This window comes from Haloarcula limicola (assembly GCF_010119205.1).
In the GTDB taxonomy this organism is placed as follows: Archaea; Halobacteriota; Halobacteria; order Halobacteriales; family Haloarculaceae; genus Haloarcula; species Haloarcula limicola.
The window spans coordinates 119225-142647 of sequence record NZ_WRXM01000005.1; the positions used below are offsets into that span (position 1 = coordinate 119225).

Annotated in this window: 21 protein-coding genes and 3 pseudogenes; 18 read left to right on the forward strand and 6 right to left on the reverse strand. The window is 57.8% G+C overall.

The genetic code is table 11. The annotated features are described in order from the left end of the window. Positions 1 to 114: 114 nt before the first annotated feature. The 4 genes and pseudogenes from GO488_RS18710 to GO488_RS19855 all read left to right on the forward strand — a co-directional run bounded on the left by GO488_RS18710 (position 115) and on the right by GO488_RS19855 (position 5180). Positions 115 to 1713, forward strand: a complete 1599-nt coding sequence (locus GO488_RS18710) for a PD-(D/E)XK nuclease family protein (RefSeq protein WP_162319367.1) — start codon at positions 115 to 117, stop codon at positions 1711 to 1713. Between the two features lie 37 nt (positions 1714 to 1750). Then, positions 1751 to 2181 (forward strand): annotated as a pseudogene (locus tag GO488_RS18715) (hypothetical protein); the annotation flags it as partial. Between the two features lie 287 nt (positions 2182 to 2468). Beyond that, on the forward strand, positions 2469 to 3818 hold the full coding sequence (locus GO488_RS18720; protein WP_162319368.1) for an outer membrane protein assembly factor BamB family protein: 1350 nt from the start codon (positions 2469 to 2471) through the stop codon (positions 3816 to 3818). Between the two features lie 363 nt (positions 3819 to 4181). Further along, on the forward strand, positions 4182 to 5180 hold the full coding sequence (locus GO488_RS19855; RefSeq protein ID WP_162319369.1) for a lamin tail domain-containing protein: 999 nt from the start codon (positions 4182 to 4184) through the stop codon (positions 5178 to 5180). 434 nt (positions 5181 to 5614) lie between these two features. Here the strand turns inward: GO488_RS19855 and GO488_RS18730 are convergent, their stop codons facing one another. Then, entirely contained in the window at positions 5615 to 5929 is a 315-nt protein-coding gene (locus tag GO488_RS18730) for a DUF7344 domain-containing protein (RefSeq protein ID WP_162319370.1), read from the reverse strand. Positions 5930 to 6162: 233 nt separating this feature from the next. On the opposite strand from GO488_RS18730, the gene GO488_RS19905 reads away from it, so the two are divergent. From GO488_RS19905 to GO488_RS18760, 3 genes are all read left to right on the forward strand, one after another. Further along, positions 6163 to 10425, forward strand: coding sequence for a PAS domain-containing protein (locus tag GO488_RS19905; RefSeq protein WP_206674441.1), 4263 nt, complete (start codon positions 6163 to 6165; stop codon positions 10423 to 10425). Between the two features lie 525 nt (positions 10426 to 10950). Continuing rightward, positions 10951 to 11253, forward strand: coding sequence for a hypothetical protein (locus GO488_RS18755; RefSeq protein ID WP_162319371.1), 303 nt, complete (start codon positions 10951 to 10953; stop codon positions 11251 to 11253). Next, entirely contained in the window at positions 11254 to 11766 is a 513-nt protein-coding gene (locus GO488_RS18760; RefSeq protein WP_162319372.1) for a PIN domain-containing protein, read from the forward strand. It abuts the gene before it with no gap. Between the two features lie 111 nt (positions 11767 to 11877). Here GO488_RS18760 and GO488_RS18765 read toward each other — a convergent pair whose 3' ends face one another. Beyond that, the gene (locus GO488_RS18765; RefSeq protein WP_162319373.1) at positions 11878 to 12246 is read right to left on the reverse strand and encodes a MarR family transcriptional regulator; all 369 of its coding nucleotides are present in this window, start codon (positions 12244 to 12246) and stop codon (positions 11878 to 11880) included. Between the two features lie 393 nt (positions 12247 to 12639). Here GO488_RS18765 and GO488_RS18770 point away from each other — a divergent pair, with 393 nt between their 5' ends. Both GO488_RS18770 and GO488_RS18775 read left to right on the forward strand, forming a co-directional pair. Beyond that, positions 12640 to 12870, forward strand: coding sequence for a hypothetical protein (locus tag GO488_RS18770; protein ID WP_162319374.1), 231 nt, complete (start codon positions 12640 to 12642; stop codon positions 12868 to 12870). 9 nt (positions 12871 to 12879) lie between these two features. Next, the gene (locus GO488_RS18775; protein ID WP_162319375.1) at positions 12880 to 13296 is read left to right on the forward strand and encodes a PIN domain-containing protein; all 417 of its coding nucleotides are present in this window, start codon (positions 12880 to 12882) and stop codon (positions 13294 to 13296) included. A 275-nt stretch (positions 13297 to 13571) separates the two neighbouring features. On the opposite strand, the gene GO488_RS18780 is transcribed toward GO488_RS18775, so the two are convergent. Together GO488_RS18780 and GO488_RS18785 are read right to left on the reverse strand one after the other, a co-directional pair. Continuing rightward, positions 13572 to 14003 carry a type II toxin-antitoxin system VapC family toxin gene (locus tag GO488_RS18780; protein WP_162319376.1) on the reverse strand — a complete coding sequence of 144 codons (432 nt, stop codon included), beginning with the start codon at positions 14001 to 14003 and terminating at the stop codon, positions 13572 to 13574. Then, positions 14003 to 14251, reverse strand: coding sequence for an AbrB/MazE/SpoVT family DNA-binding domain-containing protein (locus GO488_RS18785; protein ID WP_162319377.1), 249 nt, complete (start codon positions 14249 to 14251; stop codon positions 14003 to 14005). The genes GO488_RS18780 and GO488_RS18785 overlap by 1 nt, the downstream gene beginning before the upstream one ends. A gap of 291 nt (positions 14252 to 14542) precedes the next feature. Between GO488_RS18785 and GO488_RS20125 the strand changes: the two genes are divergently transcribed. The 3 genes and pseudogenes from GO488_RS20125 to GO488_RS18800 all read left to right on the forward strand — a co-directional run. Next, on the forward strand, positions 14543 to 14935 hold the full coding sequence (locus GO488_RS20125; RefSeq protein ID WP_162319378.1) for an AMP-binding protein: 393 nt from the start codon (positions 14543 to 14545) through the stop codon (positions 14933 to 14935). A gap of 35 nt (positions 14936 to 14970) precedes the next feature. Continuing rightward, positions 14971 to 16137 (forward strand): AMP-binding protein, encoded by a 1167-nt coding sequence (locus GO488_RS20130; RefSeq protein WP_162319379.1) that lies wholly within the window; start codon positions 14971 to 14973, stop codon positions 16135 to 16137. A 106-nt stretch (positions 16138 to 16243) separates the two neighbouring features. Further along, positions 16244 to 17062: pseudogene (locus GO488_RS18800) on the forward strand (aldehyde dehydrogenase family protein); the annotation flags it as partial. Between the two features lie 507 nt (positions 17063 to 17569). Here GO488_RS18800 and GO488_RS20275 read toward each other — a convergent pair. Beyond that, complete coding sequence (locus GO488_RS20275; protein WP_162319380.1) at positions 17570 to 17893, reverse strand: HalOD1 output domain-containing protein; 324 nt, start codon at positions 17891 to 17893, stop codon at positions 17570 to 17572. Positions 17894 to 18024: 131 nt separating this feature from the next. On the opposite strand from GO488_RS20275, the gene GO488_RS18810 reads away from it, so the two are divergent. Beyond that, on the forward strand, positions 18025 to 18195 hold the full coding sequence (locus tag GO488_RS18810; RefSeq protein ID WP_162319381.1) for a hypothetical protein: 171 nt from the start codon (positions 18025 to 18027) through the stop codon (positions 18193 to 18195). A 432-nt stretch (positions 18196 to 18627) separates the two neighbouring features. Here the strand turns inward: GO488_RS18810 and GO488_RS18815 are convergent, their stop codons facing one another. Beyond that, positions 18628 to 19260 (reverse strand): hypothetical protein, encoded by a 633-nt coding sequence (locus tag GO488_RS18815; protein ID WP_162319382.1) that lies wholly within the window; start codon positions 19258 to 19260, stop codon positions 18628 to 18630. Between the two features lie 309 nt (positions 19261 to 19569). On the opposite strand from GO488_RS18815, the pseudogene GO488_RS18820 reads away from it, so the two are divergent. The 5 genes and pseudogenes from GO488_RS18820 to GO488_RS18840 all read left to right on the forward strand — a co-directional run. Further along, positions 19570 to 19704, forward strand: a pseudogene (locus tag GO488_RS18820) (ester cyclase); the annotation flags it as partial. Positions 19705 to 19739: 35 nt separating this feature from the next. Then, on the forward strand, positions 19740 to 20048 hold the full coding sequence (locus GO488_RS18825; RefSeq protein WP_162319384.1) for a YdhR family protein: 309 nt from the start codon (positions 19740 to 19742) through the stop codon (positions 20046 to 20048). A 393-nt stretch (positions 20049 to 20441) separates the two neighbouring features. After that, entirely contained in the window at positions 20442 to 21494 is a 1053-nt protein-coding gene (locus tag GO488_RS18830) for a metal ABC transporter substrate-binding protein (protein ID WP_162319385.1), read from the forward strand. Next, positions 21491 to 22315 (forward strand): metal ABC transporter ATP-binding protein, encoded by an 825-nt coding sequence (locus tag GO488_RS18835; RefSeq protein ID WP_162319386.1) that lies wholly within the window; start codon positions 21491 to 21493, stop codon positions 22313 to 22315. Before GO488_RS18830 ends, GO488_RS18835 begins: the two co-directional genes overlap by 4 nt. Next, complete coding sequence (locus GO488_RS18840; protein ID WP_162319387.1) at positions 22312 to 23400, forward strand: metal ABC transporter permease; 1089 nt, start codon at positions 22312 to 22314, stop codon at positions 23398 to 23400. The genes GO488_RS18835 and GO488_RS18840 overlap by 4 nt, the downstream gene beginning before the upstream one ends. Positions 23401 to 23423: the final 23 nt, after the last annotated feature.

Genomic DNA, 23423 nt, shown 5'->3' on the forward strand with positions numbered 1-23423 from the left:
ATACGGTGGCAGTTCCCAGTCTCTCGGTGACTGGCAATGGGAGTTGTTAGTTCGTAATTGCTGGCACGGACACATCGTCTTTCTGGAAACGCTTCGTATCGCTGAAAGAGGATCGTGAGTGACTGGGAGGACGAAGAACTCCTCCCCTATCGGGACTTCGTCGACCGATTAGTGACGCTCCGAGAACAGGCCACCCAGAGCGACTCCTCCTACGAAGTAGTCGATGTCGCAGACCGGCATGATGAGTCGACTGTCTCACTGACGACTGTGCATGCCGCGAAGGGACAGGAGTATCCAATAGTATTCCTCTGTGATCTGCTGAAGCAATCAACCTTGCCGAAGACACAACATAATCGGTTTATCGCGAACCGACAGCGCGGATTCACGCTCCGTCCGAAAGCATCCGACCTGCCGTTCCCACCGGACGTCTCCTTCCCAACACCGAATGACGACGACAGTGCATGGATTGGCGAGAATCGAGATGTGAGTGGGATTCCAGAATTGACTGGGCCAGTCTGGTTATCTGATGCACGGAACGACACTGGTGACCTCCAGTACCAGAATCCATTGAACGACTATGTCGAAGCAGAACAGGCCGAATTCTGGCGGATGTTCTATGTCGCCTTCACCCGAGCAGAAAACCACCTCTTCCTCGGTGTGTCGCAGTTAGAAGAGTGGATAGATTTTACAGACTATACAACCTGGAACGTCGCATTCAACGAGTTCATGATGCCCACTGGTGGCTGGGAGTCCGATGGAGTGACTGTCCCTATTCAAGGAGGACCAAACGATCCGGGTTCTCTGGGCATTGGGGTCAATGAAATCCCGTCTGGCGAGCCAGAGACAGCTGAGACGATTACTGCCCCAGACTTGGAGATGCACCTGGAAAGCCCGCCGAGTAATCGCCGAGAGACAGTCCCCTTCCGCCCTGCTCGCGTCTCGGCAACACAGGTGCACGAACTCATGGAGTGCCAACGCCGGTATCAGTACCAACACATACAGGAAATATCAGCCAGTCGGTTGCAGGTCACCAGCACAGCCCCACTCGAGGTTGACTCAACAGAGAAACCGACGCCCAGCGGCTTGAGCCCAGACCAGTGGGGGAATAGGGTGCACGAAGCTCTCGAGCGATACATCAAAGATGAGTCGTCGTTGAAAGCCTACCTTCGAAAACTCACTGACCCTGTCCGAGAGACAATTGAGCAAATAATCGCTGATGCAGAAGCACATACCACTGAGTTCCGAGAGGCGACCGATGCCCCGGATCAAGTTTACGCCGAATTCACAGTCTCGACGACGCTCAATGTCAATGGGTCTTCGCTTCGAGTCGACGGCGATATTGACCTCCTCTATCAGCGGAAGGGTACTTGGTATCTAGTCGACTACAAAACTGCAGCGCGGCCCGATGACGAGTATGAGAAGCTGCAATATGAACGCCAGTTACGCACGTACGCGTGGTTACTCGAGCGTGAGTACGACATTTCAGTCCAAGAAGCGACGCTGATATACATCGATCTCGAAAGCGACCCACTCTGTGAGTCTGAGCCAGTTCGTGGGGACTTAGAGACAGACGACTTTGCGACGGAGCTACAGGACCGAATTGCTGGGCTCGAGATTGCTTCCTCAGCGGGGCTTACCGCCGAACCAGCGGAACATCGTTGTAGCCTGTGTCCGTATAGCGCCACTCGAGGTGGGCCCTGTGAAAACGGCTGAAGCTCACGTTGGCATATCGGTCAAGTATCAATCAGTCTTCGTGAACTGCCGCCGAGCGAAGGTCAAGACGAGGGTTGTCGAGCGGTCGAACCGCTAGAGCACGAACCGGGCGATTAGTGTGGCCAAGCGGTGGCCCGAGTTCGCGACTGAACGGACTGAGGGAGTGGCGTGTTCTTCACGAAGGCCGACGTGGAGACCGCGCTGACTGCTGAATTGGGCAAAGAGCCGCACCGACAGACGGTCAAACGTGTCTGGGAGAAATTGATCGAGATTGGTGGTAATGACCTCGTTGAGAAGACTCGGCAAGTGGGCCGAGACCAGGCGAAGACGGAGTTATTGGTGATGGACATAGAGACCGCCGAAGGACTGGTCGAGCAACGCTACGTTGGGCTGGATCTCTTGGAGAATGGCGACCGGAAAGCAACGACTGACGGCGTCACACCCGTTGTTGTGGAGTCGTCGACCTAACCCTGTGATGAGCACGGTCTAAGAAGGGAATCGACACAGAACCGACACTGCTGGACGCGGTGGCACGTGCCCTGCTGCCGCTGACGCTGCTGTGTGCTAGCTGCAGTAACTGGGATCGACCCCATTTGTACAGGCGTGGAGTGAGTGGGCGTCACACGGACAGAGCGACCAGTCCCGGTTCGCTGCTCACAACGGGTGTGGCGCTACCACAAATCCGCTGGAACACAGTGGAACAATCCCTTATTAGAGCGATAATAAAACGATCATCACCAGTAGCAGGTGATACGATGTCGAAAGAGACGAGCCGCCGAAATATCCTGAAGAGTGTCGCGAGCGCAGGCGCCGCCCTCCCGTTGCTCTCGAGCGAGGTTGCGGCCGCTCAGCCAACATGCCGCACCGCGACTGCAACACTCCCCGACGATGCCTGGCCGGCAGTTGGTCACGACGCCGGTCGGACGTACTACAATCCAGGCACTAGTGGCCCGCAAACCGGAATCAGCGAGCGCTGGACAGCGTCGATTCCCACTCGTGAATTCCCAACCGTCGCCGGGGGCAAGGTCTACATCGGCGGCGCGTCACTCCGTGCGCTCGACGTAGACGACGGCAGCCAGACCTGGGCGCGTAGTCCACCGAACTGTCGGTACACGACACCCACTATCGGCCCCGAGGCGATCTACTCGGCCGTGACCAATCAGAACGACGATGGCGAACAGGATGTGACGATCCAAGCCTTCGACGCCTCGAATGGCTCGCGGCGCTGGGCAACTGACCCGCTCGTCGAAGGCGAGTCCGTGGGGGCCTCGGCTCCAGTTCTCGTCGACGGGATGATATTTGGGCTGGTCCAAACTGGGCAGGAACGGTCCTTCTATGCCATCTCAGTAGACTCTCGCGAGGTTGAGTGGCGACACACTGTGGAGCAGCCAGTCGCCGAATTCGCGGTCACGGACGGGACGCTGGTCTACGCGGTCGAGGATAGGGTCCGTGCCATCTCCACCACCGACGACACAGTGCAGTGGGCCGTCAATAGTCCACCTGTCCAGGGCCTTGCGGCCGCGTCCGAGACGGTCGTCGTCGTGTCTGGCAACACCGTCACCGCGCTGGCTATTGGAGACGGCACCGAACGCTGGCGCTCTGAACTCGGGCCGAGCGGCGAGTTGGGCTTCCGTGGAACGAATAGTTTCAGCCAGCCCGCAATCACCGACGGGTCGGTTATCATCGGAACAGTCTCGTCGCTCTTTCCGAGAGTCATACAGGAGGGTGGGGCGACGCTCTACAAACGAGACCTGGTGACCGGTGACCGAGAGGAGTCACGCGGAGTCGTGCTGCGGCCCACCGTCCCGGACGACTTCGACGTCTACTACGAAACGCCACTCATCAGCTACGGCTGGGGGCGCCCGACCGTGAGTTCGGACACGATATTCGTCCCGCAGTTCGGCTCAATAGACGGCAGTTCCACTGGCGACTACCAATCCGGTCTGGTCGCCATCGATAGAGAAACGTTCCAAGTTCAGTGGACCTCGACAGAGATTCCGTTCTTACCCGTCATCCTCGCCGAGAATCGCCTCTTCGCTATTTCGACTCGCTCCTACGAATCCTACCTTACAATGTTCGAAGAGCCAGTAACGGACGAAACGTAAATAGCCTCGCGGTACACGGCGAGGCTTCGAGTCTCGCAGGGTTGCTGTCTGGTGGCTACGGGAGCCGGGAGCGACCCTATTCTTGCAGGCGTGGAGTGAGTGGTCGTCACACGAACGGAGCGACCAGTCCTGATTCGCGGTTCACAACGGTGTGACGGACAGCCTCGAATGGCCATACTGTTTGTTCGTCTTTTTTGAGCTTTGTACTGCGATTCGCCCTCGAACTCTCTGTCGATACAAGGATACTCTACCGATCGAATTCGAGCCTGACCAGCGGTGGCAGTATTGGTGGTAGTGAACCTGCCTACCGCGACTGAGAGAAAGTTCTCACTTACTAAACGAGGGGTCGTCGTACCATTTCAGATGAGCCACATGACAGACCAGCAACCGTGGGCAACGCGAACGACGACTGATCACGACGAAATTCGCGAGTGGGTTGAGGCTAGAGGTGCGACCCCCGCACACGTCACAGCCACGGCCAGCGAAGGCGACCTCGGCATCCTCCGGATTGACTTCCCAGCGGCCGACGTGAACCTCGAGCCGGTCGAGTGGGACGACTTCTTCGCGAAGTTCGACCGGGAAGAACTCGCGTTCCGCTACCAAGAGGCGAAGCGCGACGGCGAGCAGAGCTATTTCCATCGCTTCGTGAGCCGCGACGTGATGCCGGGACGGACGCTGACGACCACCGACCACGACCGCATCCGCAAGTGGGCCGAGGCCCGCGACGCCACGCCGTCACACGTTATCGATACCGGGGCCGGGGACGACGTGGGCGTGCTCAGACTGGACTTTCCGGAGGCGGAACCCGACCCATCCCTCGAGGAGATCGCCTGGGAGGACTTCTTTACCAAGTTCGATCGGGAGGGGCTCGCGCTTCGCTATCAGGAGACCAAAGCGAGCGGCGAGCAGAGCTATTTCCATCGATTCGTCCAACGCGAAGAGCTGGGCATCACCGACGCGGTAGACGCGGACGTTTCGGTGGTGGCCGTCGGAACAGCACCGACTGGCACGACGCCCGAGACCGGCTTGACGGTCGGGCTTGTTGTCGACGAGATACACGAAGACGCCCGTGGGTACGACCATTGGAACAAGAACGACGAGTACCTCGTCTTCCGGAACGAGGGCGACGAGGCACTGGACCTTACCGGGTGGACCGTCCAGAACGAGGACGGTCACACCTACCAGTTCCCCGAAGAGTTCCACTTAGGGTCTCGGAAAACGGTAACGCTCTATACAGGGTCCGGCGACGACAGCGACGACCGACTTCACTGGGGGGCCAAACGTGCGGTTTGGAAGAACACGGGTGACGAGGTTACCGTGAGCGACGATGAAGGACGCAGCGTGATACGAGAATCGTACTGAATGGAGCTGCCGTAGACACTTGGGTCCCACGAGGACGCGGTTAGTCGTGAGATTGGTGCCGCGAACCAGTCCCCGGACGGGCCCGCTGTCTCGACGCTCGTCGTCCGGTCACCGATACAGGGAGTGATAGCCAAGCAAAGTCAAAACCCCGTTCGTCGACGGTTGAACCGCCAGTACACGTACCAGGCGATCAGCGTTGCGAAGCAGTGGCCAGAGTTCGCGACGGAACAGAGAGATGGATGCGGCGTGTTTTTCACCAAGGACGATGTGGCGACCCCGTTGACCGCCGAGCTGGGGAAACGTGCCGGATACAGTAGATGTCTTCATTGCGGATCTCTTGGTTCCTCTCAAACGGTCTCTAAGAGAAAAAGAGATCACTCCTCGCTGTCAAAATAACGACTCAAGCGAGGGGTAGTATCCGATCAGGCGCGACTTCACGGACAAGACTCGACACGGTTTGTGTTGGCATCGTACTCCACCACACCGAAATCATCCATCTTTGGAAGGTGAAGGTGATGAAGTGTGACTGCAACCTGCTTGATGCGCTCTTCAGTGGCTGTGTCCGTATCGTTTTCTCGAGTGGCGACAGCCGCCGCCAGCGCCTCGAGTTCAACCGGGGTAGTCTGTTCCGTGAGTACCTTGAGCGTCGTTCTTCGTCGGTCTGACGAGAGTATTTCGTAGTACTCACTGTTACTCAACTGCTCGAGTGCCGGGTACGCGCTCGTTCCCTGTGGTGTGGACTGGCTCATAGTTGTGCTCTCTCATCCAACCGGCGCCCGCCGGCGTAACTGCTATTCAGACCCCATCGCCCGTAACATCATACTCTACGTGATTAGGCACCGTCCGAGAATATGCTGTATCCCGTCAGTTTCATTTCCGACCTCTCATATTCGGAAATATATAGAAAACCTATCCTCTTCTATTGCACAGGGCACCCTCCAACAGCGGAGTGTTGATACTGGTCGGCCGTGAGTATACTGTAATGGCCAATAGCCCGTTAACGGATGCACTTCGGGAAACACTCGTGCTCTTCGAGGAAGCCGGCGTCCCATGGACGACGACTGAGGTAGCGGACCGCCTCGACCTTGGCCGACGAAGCACATACGAACGATTAGAGCGCCTCGTCGATGCAGACCGACTCGATACCAAGAAAGTGGGTGGGAATGGGCGCGTGTGGTGGCGACCACGTGAGCACTCTGACTCCGCTACACCCGACTGGGAGGCAACAACCGGGTCCCTAGCTAGCAACGTACTCGACACCGCCGACGTCGGTATATTCATCCTTGATTCGGAGTTCGAGGTAGCGTGGATCAACGAGGCCGCCGAGCGGTATTTTGGCATCGAACGTGAGTGGGTGCTCGGCCAAGCTAAGCGGACACTCGTCGACGAGTCCATCGCACCAGTTATCGAGAACTCGGAGTCGTTTGTCGATACCGTCCTGGCGACATATGAAGACAACACGGACACCGAACGCTTCGAGTGTCACGTGACTCCTGGCGACGGACGCGAGGAGCGATGGCTCGAACACCGGAGTACGCCCATCGACTCGGGTGCGTACACTGGCGGCCGGGTCGAACTATATTACGACGTGACTGACCGAAAACGAGAGGAGAGCGCCCACCGGACCGACCGCAAACAATTGGCGTCCCTCGTCAATGCGGTTGAGGAGTATGCCATTTTCCTGCTTGACCCCGATGGCCACGTTCAGACGTGGAATCCCGGCGCGGCGCGTATCAAGGGGTACGATGCCGAGGATATCATCGGCGAGCACATCTCGACGTTCTACACCAATGTGGACTGCACTGCGGGTGTTCCGGCTGAGAACCTAGCGAAAGCAGCCGAAAAGGGGTGGATCGAAGACGAGGGGTGGCGTATGCGCGCCGACGGCTCTCGGTTCTGGGCAAATGTCACTATCACGGCAATCCGAGATGACGACGGGACCCTCGATGGATACGCGAAGGTTACCCGCGACATGACTAGCCGTCGGGAACGGGAACGACAGCTGCGACGTGAACGAGATCTCACCGACCGGATTGTCAACATGAGTCCAGTGGGTATCATGGTCCTCGACAGTGACGGAAATCACGTCCGAATAAACGAACGTGCGAAGGATGTCCTTGAGATACCAGACAATCAAACGGAGTCCTATTCACGTAGCGATCGGACGGTATACGACGTAGATGGGAACCTCGTGTCACCCGACGAGCATCCTGCCGCTCGGACGTTAGAGACTGGCGAAGCCGTATTCGACTGGGAAGCGAAGGTCGAACTCCCGGACGGCGGGCATCGGTGGCTGTCAGTGAACGCGGCACCGGTATTCGATGATAACGGAGTAATCGAACGCGTAATCGTCACTGGCGAGGACATTACACGGCTCAAATCACAGGCCCAGCGTCTCGAACGCCAGCGTGACGATCTCGAAAGTGAGCTCGAAACCATTTTCGAGCGTGTCGACGACGGGTTTGTCGCGCTTGATGACGACCTCCGGTTCACGTACGTCAACGAGCGGGCGGGCGAGTTCTTGAAGCGGTCGCCGGCCGAACTTCTAGGCACGTACATCTGGGAGGCGCTCGAACCGGGGTCGAAAGTGGTAGACGCCTTCGAGGAGGCCCTCGAAACCCAGCAGTCTCTCTCCTTTGAGGAGTTCTACGACCCCATCGGAGCTTGGTTTGAAAGTCATGTGTATCCTTCCGAGGATGGTCTGTCGGTCTACTTCCGCGATGTGACCAGACGCAAGGAGCGAGAACGCCAACTCGAAGAGTACGAGACGATTGTGGAGACGGTGGCCGATGGCGTCTACGCAGTCGACGAGAACTACCGATTTACGGCGGTGAACGAGGGATACACGGAGCTGGTCGGCTACGATCGCGAGGAACTGCTTGGCAGTCATATTACTGCGGTAGTCGACGAAGAAGCACTCGCGGTCGGAGAGCAACGACGCAAAGCACTCCTCGATAGCGAGGACGACACGGGAAGCGTCGAACTCGAAATCGAGACGGCGACCGGTGAACGGCTCACAGTTGAGAGCCGTTATGCAGAACTTCCGTCCGATGGCGAGTTCGAGGGAACCGCTGGCGTTGTCCGAGACATTACCGATCGGAAGAAACGTGAGCGGCAACTCGAGGAATACAGGCGCCACTTCGAGACGCTTATCGAGAACTTCCCTGCTGGGGCCGTCGCCCTTGTCGACGAGAACCTCCGGTATACTACGTTCGCGGGGACGCCAGAGGGAGCGACAAACGTGACGAGAGCGGATCTCGAGGGGTCACTCGCTCGTGATGTCCTCCCATCCCAAATCGCAGATGTCGTCATCCCACGATATGAGGACGCACTTAGTGGTCAAAGCTCCGAGTTCAGGGATGTAATCGACGGGAGGATCTACCAGTTTCACTTCGTTCCCGTCCGCGACGACGATGGCGATATCTTTGCCGCTACGGCAATGTCCCAGGACATCACGGAATTGAAAACACGCGAACGGGAACTCGAGACCCGTGTCCGCCAACAGGAAGTCGTCACTAACCTGGGGCAGCGCGCCTTGGCAGACCGAGACCTCGACGAACTGATGGCGGAGGCCGCCGAGCTCGTCGCGGAAACGCTCGATAACGACTACTGTAAAGTCCTGGACCTCGACGCCGATGCAGAGGAACTCCTGCTCCGTCAGGGCGTTGGCTGGGATGACGGTATCGTCGGCGAGGCGACCGTCTCATCCGCCGAGGCTGATTCGCAGGCGGCGTATACGCTGGCATCTAAGGCACCCGTCAGTACCGAGGACCTCGACACGGAGACGCGCTTCAGCGGACCGGATCTGCTTACGAACCATGACGTCCACAGCGGGATCAGCACAATCATTGGCCCCCATGATGATCCGTGGGGCATCCTGGGAACCCACGACACCGAGTGTACGCGATTCTCAGACCACGACATCAACTTCGTCCAGTCAATTTCCAACATCCTCGCAGGTGCTATCGAGAGTCACGGCCACGAACGGGAACTTCTCCGTCAGCGTGAGGAACTCGCCGCACTGAACAACATCAACCAGGTCGTCCAGGGGATTACCGACGCAGTCATCGACCAGTCAACACGCGAGGAAATCGAAACGATCGTCTGCGAGCGCCTCGCTGCCGCTGATTCGTACTCGTTCGCCTGGATCGGCGACGTCGATGCCACTACGGAGACCGTGGACCTCCGGGCCGAGGCGGGTGTCGAAGGGTATCTCGACGACATCACTATCACCATCGACCCGGACGATGACCGGAGCAAGGGTCCGACGGGACGAGCGTTCCACACCGGCGAGGTGCAGACGTTGCACGAACTCTCAGCTGACGACCGCTACGATCCCTGGCGCAGCACCGCTGAAGAGTATGGCTTCCGGTCGTCGGCTGCGATCCCGATCGTCCACGAGAACACTACCTACGGGGTGTTGAACGTCTACGCCGAGCGCCCAAACGCGTTCAGAGGACACGAGTGTAACGTGATCGTGCAACTCGGTGAAATCGTTGGCCACGCAATCGCCGCCGTCGAGCGGAAACGCGCGCTGTTGAGCGATGAAGTCGTCGAACTACAATTCCAGATCGAGAACGTTTTCGAGTCACTGGGCATTGACGGTCGTGAGACAGAACCGATCTACCTTGAACAGACGGTTCCGATTGCCAACGATGACTACCTCCTCTTCGGGCGGACGACGCCGGCAGGTATTGATACCGTGGAAAAGATAGTCGAGGGAATTCCCTTTTACGAAAGTGTCACCTTCCGCGACGATGGTGATGAGGTTGTGTTCGAACTTCGGGTCTCTGAACCCCCGATTCTGTCTGTCATTGCCTCGCTGGGCGGTTCCATTCCCGAGGCCGTCATCGAAGGGGGCGATTATCGCCTGACGGTCCACCTTCCGCCGAGCGGGGACGTTCGGGAAGTAATCGATCAGATACAGGAGGTGTATCCCAATGCGAATCTGCTGAAGCGCCACCAACGATCGCTCCATGGTCATGGCGAACCCACGGCTCCCGAATTGATGTCCGACCTGACCGCACGACAGCGGTCCGCGCTGGAAACCGCCTTCCATACTGGCTTTTTCCAGTGGCCTCGTGAGACCTCAGGCGAAGAAGTCGCTTCGTTACTCGATGTTTCGCCGCCGACGTTCCACCAGCACCTTCGGAAAGCAGAGCAGAAGGTGTTCGAATCGGTGCTCTCGTCTAGGACTTCGACCAGAACGGCTCGCCGGGCCTGGGTCGTCCTAAACGCGGACTAGGGGAACGCTTACGACGAATGAGGGATGTACATGTATCGATACGCCGTCCCAACCCGAGGTCAGGCAGGTGCCGTAGGCGGAGACGACAGCAACCGATGAGTAGACCTTCGAACCGACGCTTTCGCCACCGGACCAAGAGCGCGATACTGACACGACGGACCATCTGCGACAGTTCGGCTACCTAACCTGAGCGCGCAATGGCTGAATTACTGAAGAGTAAGCTGATCACGTCTGCCTTCTCATCGCTCACCTCGCTAAGATAGCAGGTAGGTCAGGCCACTCGGTCCAAACACAAGCTCACAAACCAGCCCTCACCATTACTCACACCGCCGAACCTGGACCGATTCCGCAGTCACAGTCACCGCACACCCGTTGAACTGCAGGGAGACTTCCGCATGGGACTGTGCCGACCCAGCCACATCGTCAAACATCCTGTTGAGGTGTGGACGAGTGCTGCTCGGCCGAGTGACACTCACATCGTACACACGAAAACGGCTACGTGCGTTGGCTTACAATGGACACATCATGGGCACCGATAAGAAGCGCGTGCAGTTTCGGGCCCCAAATCGACTCATCGACCGAGCCGACGCACTGGCCGCAGTCCTTGGGGAAGACCGAACAGACGTCCTCGTGACCGCACTTCGGGAGTACCTCCAAGACGCCGCTCACGACGACGCACGCACCCAGGAGATTGCTGCCGCCTATTACGACGATGAGATCACCTTCGAGCAGCTCAAAGCGCTCGTCGGCGCCGAAGAGGCGGCAAACCTCCGAGTGTTGAAACAGCAGTTGGACGAGGACTTCATCGACGAAGTCGCTGACGCATAGATGTCGCGGCTTATCGCAGACGCCTCCGCCCTCGTGAGTCTCGGGATCGTTACTGACAACGACCCCGATCCACTCACACTTTGTCTCTCCAAGTACGAGGTCGTCGTCCCAACGGTGGTCATCGATGAACTCCGGGAGATTGCCTCCTACGATGACGTCCATGGGCACGCCGCGTCCGCCGTACTCGACCAAGCGGAGTCATTCACGACACAGTCGGTCGACCTTGATGCCGAGTTTCCGCTCGATGACGGTGAAAACGCGGCGGTCACACTCGCGAACGAACGTGAGGCTGCACTCTTCCTCTGTGACGAATTCAATCAGCTTGGCTTGATTCACGCCTCACTCGCTGATACCCGGCTCGTGATGACACCGACACTGCTCTCAGTTCTCGTTCGAACTGACCACCTATCAGCGGCCGATGCGTGGCTGCTCCTCGATGAGATTAGCGACGCCCGTAGCTGGGGCGCGAACAGCTACGTGCAGCGAGCTCGCTCGTTGCTCGAAGCGCCCTGACACCGAGGCTGTCGCCGCTCGATCTCATCGACTTCCTCCCGCCCCTGAAACCGCACATCGCGTAGACGACATCTCCTCGCTCGAAAATTGGTGGCGCTTCCGCCTCGGTCACTATTCGGTTTCCTCGCTCGGATGTGGCTCGCTGGCGGCGTGGTCGCGCCACGATTCTTTGTCTTCCGTACCGAACTGCTCGTTGAATAGAGCCGTCGCCCGCTCGTAGCCACTATACCCGTCGAGTCGATCGGTGTCATCGGTTATCGCCCAGTACATCGCTTTGTGTTCGACGAGGTCGCGATCCTTCAATCGCGAGAGTGCGGTGCTGACCGCGCCCTCGTCAACATCGATCTGAGAGGCGATCTCACGGGCCTTGAACGCCCGATCTTCGTTGGCAACGAGAAATCCGAGGACTTGATCGGGGACGGAGAGGTCCGCGAGTTCATCCTCGCTCGTGTTCTCGAATGTGTCTCGATCGATAGACATCGTTGAGTGAATCTACGTCGCCCACCGTGAAGAGCGTTAGATTTGAAAACGACGAAAATACTGAAAGCAATGATATTGAATCCGCATGTGACATCCTCCGCACCGTGAACGGTGCGGCTTCCCAGCATCAGAATACCAGCTAAGTGCTGCTGTTGCTGGCAGAGGGTTCCGACCCGTGGAAGGCCGAGAAGGTCATCTGCGAGAGGGTCTCGTTCGTCTCTCGGTGGGTCGTGGCACTGTCACAGGCGCTCCCATTCTGTGAAAGAGGAATCATGCAATCTGCCGGCTCCCGTACGGTGGCTAAATAAATCGACCGTTCAGGCAGAAGCACCCAGAGCTAATCAGTGAGGCGCAACGAAAGACACAGTATTCTGTGCCAGCATAGATTACTGTATGCCCAGTATTACAGTCAATGTGGACGACGACCTCAAAGCGCGAATGGAGAACCACCCGGAAATCAACTGGAGTGAAGTCACGCGACAAGCCATCCAAGAGAAAATCGAAGCGCTCGAAGTGATGGACGAACTCACCGGGGAAAGCGAACTCACCGAGAATGACGTGCAGGAAATCGCCGATAAAATCAACAAGCGTGGACGCCAGCGTGTCGACGAGGAATCGGTGTAGACTCGACGAATGAAGCTGGTCATCGATGCCAACGTCGATATCTCCGCGCTCATCGCGGATTCGAAAACGCGAGCGCTAATCGTTACCCTGGATCCGGATCTGTTGACTCCTGCATTCGTCCACGAAGAAGTCGAGACCTACGAAGACCTGATCGTCGAGAAATCCGGGATGGAACCAGAGCGAGTCACGCAGTTTCTCGATCTCTTGTTCCAGTACATCGAGGTCGTTCCAGCCGACGATTTTTATCCGGTTATCGAGAGAGCAGAAGCAGAACTCGGTGAGACCGATCCTGACGATGTGCTCTATCTCGCGTGTGCACTCGCGAGCGATGCAGCCATCTGGAGCGATGACGCTGATTTCGACGAACAGACGCTCGTGGAGACCTACTCGACGAGCGATGTGGTTGACTCGTTCGACACGCGGTAATCCAAAATCAGCTCCGACTGGTTGACCAAGTTAGGGCCGCCTCTAACACCTTTTGTCTGGTAGCTGCAGGTGCCGGGAGCGACCCACTCTTTTTCAGAAGTGAAGAGTGTTCGTAACACGAATGGAGCGACCAGTCCCGATCTACTGTTCATAACGGGTGTGACATCCTTTCCAGCCGAAGATGTCTATCCAAGACATCTCGGCACAAACGAGAAGCCGTATCGAGACCCTCAACGAATAGACAAGCGTCGTACGATCGCCACAGCGGGTTTCGGTTACTCTTCAAACGGATTGTCGGGCGTCGTGAGACGAGTGATCGCAGCGACACTATCGAATCCGTCATCGAAGCTGTAGAGATAGTCGATCTCTTCTCGCTGCATCGCTGCGACGATGATTGCATCGGTCAGGGAGAGTGACTCGTATCGTCGAAATAACGATCGGCCGGCGTCGAAGTCAACCTTCGGCGTCTGCTGCAGCGAGAACCCACTGCTCTCGATGAGTGCATCGAGCGTTTCAGTCGCGATGTCGTGTCCAGCTCTTGCCTGGAGGTAGTTGAGTGTCTCTTCGAGTACATCACTGAGGACGTACGCCGTCGGGAGTGTGCCTTGGTCGATAGCCTGTGCGATCGCCGCTCCACGCTCGTGGTTTTGGTCGCGAGTGAGACGTGCTGCGATGAGAATATTCGCATCGACAACGACGACGGCCATCAGTAGTCGCCCGCAATGAGATCGTGATCGTCGGCCGCGTCAGTTGGTTCGCCGATATCGACTGGCTCCAACTCCGAGAACGCACCATACTGTTGTTTCACGAGTGTGACTGAGAGTTGCCCGTCTTCGTCGACGTGCCACCGGAGTTTGTCGCCTGCTTCGACACCCGCCTCTCGTCGGATCGCTGCCGGGACGGTAACCGAGAAACTCTCATTCACCGTCGTTTCGTCTTCCACCTCGTGGGACATAGACGCAGATTCGGCGTGGTCACAAAAATAATTTGTCCCCAAATTTGCCCGTTCGTGCTGTCATAGAGTGCAGCAACTGGGTGCGACCCCAGTTGTGCAGGCGTGGAGTGAGTGGTCGTCACATGAACGGAGCGACCAGTTCCGATTCCCGGCTCACAACGGGTGTGACGGACCGTCTCCAGAAAGGGTTTGAGGACTGCTCAAGGCAAGATCACGAGCGTAGCGATAACCGAATCGTGCGAGTGGGCACTCTCCTACAACATTTTTCATAGTGGCCGGCCCAGCGTCTGTATGAGTTCGCCGTACCCGGAGACGCTCCCCAGCCTGTTCGATCAGGCTCTACGGAAGTACGCCGACCGCCCCGCGCTCCAAGACGGGACCCAATCACTAACATACGGAACCATTGACGAGCGGTCGGAGCGGATGGCCAGCGCACTAGCGTCGCTCGGTATCGGGCTCGAAGATCGGGTTGGCGTTCTCCTCGAGAATGCGGCGAACGTGCCGGTCGTCGACATCGGTATCTTACGGGCCGGCGGCACCCGTCTTCCGCTCAATCCACAGCACAGCGTCGACGAGTTACGGTATCTCCTTTCTGACTCCCAGGCGGAGACGGTCGTCTGTGACGCGGCGCGACTTGAAGCGCTCAACGCCGTCTCATCGGCGGTCGACTCGCTCCAACGGTGATTGTTGTCGGTGCCGACGGCGATGACTCGATCTCAATGGACGGCATCGATGTCCACCGATACGAAACCCTCCTTGACAGTCACGACGGCGAGTTCGATCGTCCCTCTCCCTCCCCGGAAGCCATCGCCGGCCACTTCTACACCGGCGGGACAACGGGCGAACCGAAGGGGGTTCTATACACCCATCGATGCCTCGTGGAGAATCTCCAGGCGCATCTGCTCGAGTTCGGATTCGCGGGAGACGATGTCGGGCTGTTGACGACACCACTGTCGCACTCGGCCGGAACGTTCTGTCTGGCGGCGCTTCTCGGGGGTGGCAAAGTGCTGATCCGGGACCAGTTCGATCCGGACGAAGCGGCCGAGATTATCGAGCACGCCGGCGTGACGTGGACATTTCTCGTCCCGACGATGATCTATCGCTTGCTCGACGCAGATAGCCTCGCGGCCGTCAACCACTCATCGCTCACCCGAATTATCTACGGTGCCGCGCCAATGCGGACCGACCGGCTCAAAGAGGGTATCGAGCGAATTGGGCCTGTCTTTCACCAGTTCTACGGACAGACAGAAGTCCCGAACCTCATCACGACGTTTCCGCCGGCAGAACATGCCCAGGCTGCTGAGGCAGGCGACCTCGCCCGTCTGCAGTCCGCCGGGACGCCTTGCCTCCGAGCGACTGTCGAGGTCCGCGACGCGGACACGGATGACCCGCTCCCGCCCGGCGAAACTGGAGAGATTGCCGTCGCCGCGCCGTACGCGTTCGAGGAGTACTTTGGTCGGCCTGAGACGACAGCCGAGACCCGTCGCGATGGCTGGGTGTATACCGGTGATATTGGCAGACTCGACGACGCGGGCTACCTCACATTAGTCGATCGGAGTAGTGACGTCATCGTCACCGGCGGCATGAACGTCTACGGCCGGTCCGTCGAACAGGTCCTGCGGGAGCATCCAGACGTCGCAGAGGCTATCGTCGTCGGTGTTCCAGACGAGGAGTGGGGCGAGGCCGTCCATGCCGTGCTGGTGCCAGCGGAAACGACGATCGACCGCGAGAGTGTCGAGACAGTGGCCGACGAGCGGTTGGCGCCGTACAAGAAACCGAAGTCCTATGAGATCATCGAGTCGCTCCCGACGACTAATCTCGGTAAGATCGACCGAAGCAAAATCAGGGAGCGATATTGGGACGACGAGGCGCGCTCGATTCACTAACCGGAGGTGCCGCTCAGTTCGACAGCGTCGCCTCGACTCGCTCGAACGTCGCGTGTAGCCGGTCGACGATGTCATCGGCCGCTGCGCGGTCGATAGTCAGTGGCGGCTACAGATTCCCGATGACCGAGTCGCGAACGTTATCAGAGACGACCGGATTGCGGCGGTTACGCTCACCGGAAGCACTCGCGCCGGGCGGGCGGTGGCCGCCGAAAGTGGCGAGGCCCTCAAAAAGACCGTCCTCGAACTCGGCGGAAGCGACCCGTTCATTGTCCTCGACGATGCGCCGATCGAAACGGTCGCCGAGCGTGCTGCGTCGGCCCGCACACTGAACGCTGGACAGTCGTGCATCTCCGCTAAACGAATCGTCGTCCACGATGGAATTGCCGACGAGTTTCTCAGCGCGTTCACGCGGGAGATGAAATCGCTTACCGTCGGCGATCCTGCCGACGAAGCGACGGACATCGGCCCCTTAGCCAGAGCCGACCTACTCGAACAACTTGATGAGCAAGTCCAAGCTTCCGTTGATGCCGGTGCTACTATCGTTACGGGTGGCGAACCGCTCTCCCGAACAGGATACTTCTATCCGCCAACAGTATTGACTGCTGTTCCAGATGGGTGTCCAGCTGCTGAGGAAGAGCTTTTCGGACCGGTCGCAACTGTCACCTCCGTCTCCGACGAGGAGACGGCGGTCAGCGTCGCGAACGACTCTCAGTACGGTCTTGGGGCGAGCGTCTGGACCGGAGATACCGACCGCGGTGAAAATCTCGTCTCCAAAATCGAATCTGGGAATGTCTTCGTTAATCAGATTGTACAGTCCGATCCGCGACTCCCTTTTGGCGGTATCGAGCAGTCGGGATACGGGTCGGAACTCTCCGATCACGGTATTCGAGAGTTCACCAATCCGAAAACGGTTTGGGTTGAATGACTCACCTCTTTCTTCGCGAACTGTCGCCAAGCCAAAGTCAAGACGAGGTTCGTCGAGCGCTCGAACCGCTAGAACACGTATCGGGCGATTAGCGTCGCCAAGCGCTGATTAGAGTTCGCCACTGAGCGAACCGACGGGAGTGGCGTGTCGTGAGATCGGTGCCGTGAACCAGTCCCCGGACGGGCCCACTGCCTCGACGCTCTCCGTCCAGTCACCGTTACAGGGAGTGAGAATACGACTCTATTAGCGACTCGCGTTCCCAGGATCGGGGAACCGTCGAGCTCGTCGACAAAGATGGCCTTGAGACAGTCCTGAACGAAGCCGCACGTATCGAGTGGGACAAACAGGTTGCCGCTAACGACTAATGTGGTGCCTCTGGTAGTTATTGTATCCTTAGAGAGGCAAAATTAATACGCTACACCGGCGGTTCGAGGAGTTCATATTCCTCCCCAAGTAGCTCCCATACTTCGTGGGCTTCTGCAAGCGAATCGATGTCTTTCCGAGCGGTTAGGTAGTGGTAGCATCAGATTCGGGCTGAATGTAGATATTGCTGCCACACTTGACCGAGACCCGGCAGCCACTGTAATTAAACGAAAGAATGCCATCAGTGGCTGACTCAGCAACCGCCTCAAGTGCTTCGGGATTGATGGTATTACGAAGCGGAGTGAGAGTGACCGGGTCCTTACCAACGGCAGCCGCGACGGAACAAATAATTAGTGTACTGAGTGGCTGGTCCGAATAGCGTTCCAGATCTACTGCGTACCGCCCATCGTCGAGCTCCTTGAGTTTAATCCCAGTAGTCTGGTCCCGTAATGGGTTCTGTGCGCTCATTCTTGCTACGTCAGTCCGTATTATTAGCTGTCCTATAACCCTGCTCACATATAGTTGATAACCAATCAGTACTATCCTATAAGCAATAAAAGAATGGTTAACAAACAAAGTGGGCCCTGTGCCTGTGGTTGATGGAAGATCAGACCTCTCCAACCGATTTCTCGCTCAACATTCAAGAATCCGATGAGATTGCCGAGGTATTTGTCGGGTATAGAACAACAGATGGGGAGGAAATCATCCTTACCTCAGCAGAACTGCCTGTCAGGGCTACTCTCCAAAGCAGCAAGCTTCAAACCGAATAGCTGTGATTTCAAACAGGAGATGGTGAGTGTTGGAGTGTATTGACATCCGCGAAGCGACGTTCATCCGCGAGACGATGCAAGCCAGAAGTCCCGTGCTTAGCGATGGAGCGGGTGGTACAAACAAGAACAGTCGTCCGTTACGATGTCGAATCGCTTCGTGCGACTAATATTCTTGACAGCCACCAACGACTGAAGTCGTGAGCTTTCTCCTTGCTTTTGTGTAACGGACCGCCGTTCTCTTCTGGTGTCTTTGCCTCGAAGGGGGGCAAATAAGTTACGGATGCATTGAACAGTTGATTGGCAGAGTGGCCCCCGGTATGCTGTGGATTTCACACTTGGGAAACAGGAATCTTATCCGGAAGCGCCTTCAGGGCGCCGCATCGGTAGATGCTTTCTCGTTTCCACTCGTCATTGATTCGATTCACGAGTGCCTCATCGTGGTTCGATGGTGACTGACAGGTCGTCGATATAGTGGGTCGCGTCGGCTTCCCAGATAACGGCGGTTCCGACAGCAAAATATAGTGTGTCAGTCGATAGTTCCGGAGTTGTCCACTCAAAACTGTATTCTCGCCAGCCATCCGACAACCAGAGCGGTTCTCGAAGCCCGCCAAACGGTGTTTCTCCGAATTCGGTTGAATTCACGCCAAGTTGTGGGAAGTCTTCTTCGACTTCCGCGGGTTCCGGACCGAGTCGCATTACTGCATGACGGATCGTGTTGAACGATTCCGACTCGCTCCAGAATTGCCCTGTCGCCTTGATCTGGTATGCCTGTCCGGGTTCAACAGCGATCGGATGGGCTCCCCAAGTCACGCCGTCGTCGTAATCGCCCTCGTTCCATACTCGAAGCGAGCGGTTGCCCTCGGCCGATTCTGCCCCGGAGATGTCTACCTCCCACTCGAAATCCGCGAGGTCTACTTCCGGACCGATTGTCGCACGAGTATCCCACTCACTGAGACCGTCTTCGAATCCTTCGGTAAAGTCAGAGGTGTTACTCTGGCCGATACAGCCCGCAATGCCAGTGATGCCAATTGCGGCACTAGTCTGGAGTAGATCACGACGAAGCACACATCTAAAAATAGTACAAGAGGTATAACTACTGGGTCTCTGTTCACTATTGTATCGCATCAAAATAGCCTCTACAGCGATTAATATTGGCGTAGACCTGGTTTGTGTACGTTTAACGGAGCAATCCCTTGAGACTTGGTTACTCACTCTCTCTCTCTCTCTCTCGAACGGACTGTTAGGCAACCGCGGCCACAGAATCCCGCTGATCCAAGCCATGTATGGTGCACAGAGCGTCACGAAGACACCGGTGAACAGACAGACGATTGCAATTCCCAAGTAGATACTAGCTGGTAGCGCCGACTCTGCTTCGAGGTCCAGAACATGGTCTTTACGCGCATCGACGACGGGAAGATCGTCGAACGATGGGTGCAGCCGGATACGCTTGGCATGCTGGCCCAACTCGGAATCGTCTCACCGCCGAGTGACGTCCCAGTCCAGTCGTGACCGTCTCGGAGACACTTTCTTAAGAGAAGATTCCCATGGAAATCGTATTCATCACGTACGAATCAGCGTTGGCGGTTGACGAGATCGACTCGCTGTTCCGAGAACGCGCCGAGCGGTATCGTGCGATGGATGGGTTGCTCCAGAAGTTCTATCTCCGCGATGAGAAGAATGGACGGGTCGGTGGGATCTACGTTTTCGAGTCCGCGGCGTCTGCAGATGCGCTATTCGAGTCAGACATTCATGCTAGCCTGAGAGAAGCATACAAGGTACGGGACATCGACATCGCACGGTATCAGGTGATGTTCCCCCTCTACGAGTCCGCAGATTTTCCTGAGTCACCCTAGCTTCGATTCTTGACCGCTTTCAGGGCAATCGATTCGCACTGTCATCGGTAGCTGTGAGTCCGTTCACGGAGCGTTTGCGTTGGTGCTGACTACGCGCGGTGTCTGCGTGGGCGACGAAAGGAATAGTATCTTCTAACGAGCTCCGCCCTCGAACTCTCAGCTCACACTTTGGCAGTTACGAGCCGCACCTGAATAGCGTATCTGTATCAGGTATACAGATACAAGAGATGCACGGGACACGACCCACAGATCCGGCCGAACAGTCGCGTCCATCCTGCCCGGCGCTATTGCTACGACCGAAACCTATACATGAGGGTAGAGAAAACCATAGATTAGACGAGTCTAATTGAGAGTTTAGATATAATGCCATACGAGAGAGAGCCCAAACGAACGATGACGCGACGAGACGCGCTACGCGCTGGCGGTGCAGCGGTGCTGGGGGGGTTGGCTGGGTGCACGGCGCTGCCGAGCGCACCGATACAGGCTGGAAGTGATAGTGACGAGGGAAGCGACGATCCGGTCGTCGTGGCCTCGTTCTTCAGTTTCTTCGACTTCGGCCGGCAGATCGCTGATGGAACCCCACTGACGGTGGAAAATCTCGTGCCAACGGGGTTGCACGGCCACGGTTGGGAGCCCAATGCCAGTATCACACAGCGCATCATTGAGGCGGACGCGTTCATCCACGTCGGGGAGGACTTCCAGCCCTGGGCCGACCGCGCCATCCGGACAATCAAGGGTGACGACGTGGACACAGCCCTAATTAACGCCCGGCAAGGCATCGAGCTGGTAGACTTAGCCACGTCCCTTGACCGCGAGGAGGAAGGTGTCGGCGCTCAGCGCGGCCAGGATCCACACTTTTGGCTGGATCCTCGGCGCGCAAAGGCGTCTGTCGACAACATCGCGACCGGGTTCGCTGAGATCGTTCCGGAGCATGCTGAGACCTTTCGTGAAAATGCCGAGACGTACAAGTCCGAGGTTCTTGCCAGCATAGACGCGGACTATCAGGCAATCTTCGACCGAGCTCAACGCGACATCGTCCAGCTGGCCGCGCACAACGCGTTCCAATACATTGGCGTGCGCTACGGCGTACGGATGCGACCGTTAGTGACGAACCTCGCGGCGAGCGGCGACGTCAAGCCCGCCGACATTCAGGAGGCGGCGACGGTCATCCGCGAGAACGATATTCGGTATATCGCCAACGGTATCTTTGAGTCCCAGCGCCCGGCCCAGCAGCTCGTCCGCGAGACGAATGTCGAGGCGTACTTCCCCGTGACACCATACGCCGGCGTCCGCGAGGAGTGGGTCGAGGAGAACTGGGGCTACGAGGAGATAGCGTACAACATCAACATGCCCACGTTTGAGATCGTCCTCGGGAACAAGACACCTGCGGACGCCACTCCGCGGGAGGGGTGGATCGAGCAGTGGCGAAACTTCGAACCAATATGAGTACACAGGATACCGATTCCGTAACGGCAGCTGATACAGACGAGCGGGCGACTACCGAGACGGATACGGATACACCGTCGAGCAATCCAGTTGTCGACCTCACGGACGTTACCTTCGGCTATACAGCGACGCCCGTGGTCGAAGATATCTCACTAGAAATCTACCCGGGTGAGTACGTTGCCATTGTGGGGCCAAACGGCTCCGGGAAGTCGACGCTAATGCAGCTGATGTTGGGACTGCTCGAGCCAGACACTGGGACGGCACATCTGTTCGGCGAACATGCTAACCGGTTCGACGACGGGGAGCGAATCGGCTACGTCGCCCAGCAGGCTAACGCCGCGAAGGAAATGCCGATCACTGTCCGCGAGGTAGTGAAGATGGGTCGGTTCCCACACATCGGGTTTGGACGCCTGTCGAGTGAGGACTGGACCATCGTCGACGACGCGCTCACGACCGTCGGGATGAGTGCATTCGCTGACCGGCGCGTCACACAGCTGTCGGGTGGCCAACGCCAGCGCGCATTCATCGCACGGGCACTGGCAAGCGAGGCCGAGCTGCTCGTACTTGATGAGCCGACTGTCGGCGTCGACGCCGAGTCGGTCGACGCCTTCTACGAGTTACTGGCGACGCTCAACGCGGAGGGTATCACTGTCCTCCTTATCGAGCACGATCTCGGAGCGATTGTCGAGCACGCCGACCGCGCTGTCTGCCTGAATCGCGAGGTCTACTTCGACGGCCCGACCGGCGAATTCGTCGACAGCGACGCGCTGGCTCGGGCGTTTGGGACCGAGGCAGGGTTTCTCACGGGGGCAAACAGATGAGCGTGGGCGTCCCAGCCACTCTTCTGCCAAGTGTCCTCGCCGTGGGTGTGGACCTATCGCTAGTCGTCCCGCTGCAGGGCGGACTCGGCGCCATCGGCGACCTGATCTTCGGTGTCCTTCTGTGGTTCTTGGAGCAGTGGTACTGGTTGATGGACTGGGTGTACTATTTCACGGGTCTCGAGATGCTGAACCCGCGCTACCGGTTTATGCACCGGGCGCTGCTCGTCGGACTCTGCGTCGGCGTGATGGCGCCGCTTATCGGGACGTTTCTCGTCCACCGACAACTTGCACTCATCGGCGATGCGCTGGCCCACACCGGATTTGCCGGAGTCGCCATTGGACTATTCCTGAACGCCGTCATCGACCTGGGGGTCTCGCCCTACCTCACCGCCGTCGTTGTGGCGATGATTGCCGCGCTATTCATCGAGCTCATTTCTGAGGCCACGGATGCCTATAACGATGTCTCGATGGCGATCGTCTTATCGACAGGCTTCGCGTTGGGGACGACGCTTATCAGCCTTAACGCAGGGGGCCTCGCCGTCGGCGTCAACCAATTCCTCTTTGGCAACCTCTCGACGGTGTCACCGCAAAGCGCAGCAATCCTCCTGGTGCTGTTCGCCGTCATCGTCGGGACAGTAGCCGTGACGCGCAACCAACTCCTGTACGTCACCTTCGACGAGACCGCGGCCGCAGTTTCTGGCATCTCTGTCAACTGGTACAATCGAGTGATGGTCATGCTGACGGCGATGGTCGTCGTCGGCGCAATGCAGATCATGGGGGTCATCCTCGTCGCGGCGATGCTCGTGGTTCCAGTCGCTGGCGCAACCCAGGTGTCCCGAAGTTTCTCCGAATCGCTTGTTGTCTCGGTCGTCCTCGCGGAACTCGCAGTGTTACTGGGGATCGCCGTCGCCTACTACGGCGGCGTCACGGCCGGTGGCGTCATCGTCCTCGTCGCCGTGGGCATCTACATCTGTGCCGTCGCGCTGGGGAAGGTTCAGTCCGCTCGTCGTGAACAGGACACACCTGATATGGGTAGCATCGAGGGCAATAATACTGAGATGGGCACCGGAATGGGGGATGACTGATGGGCATAGCTAGTGGGGGCGAC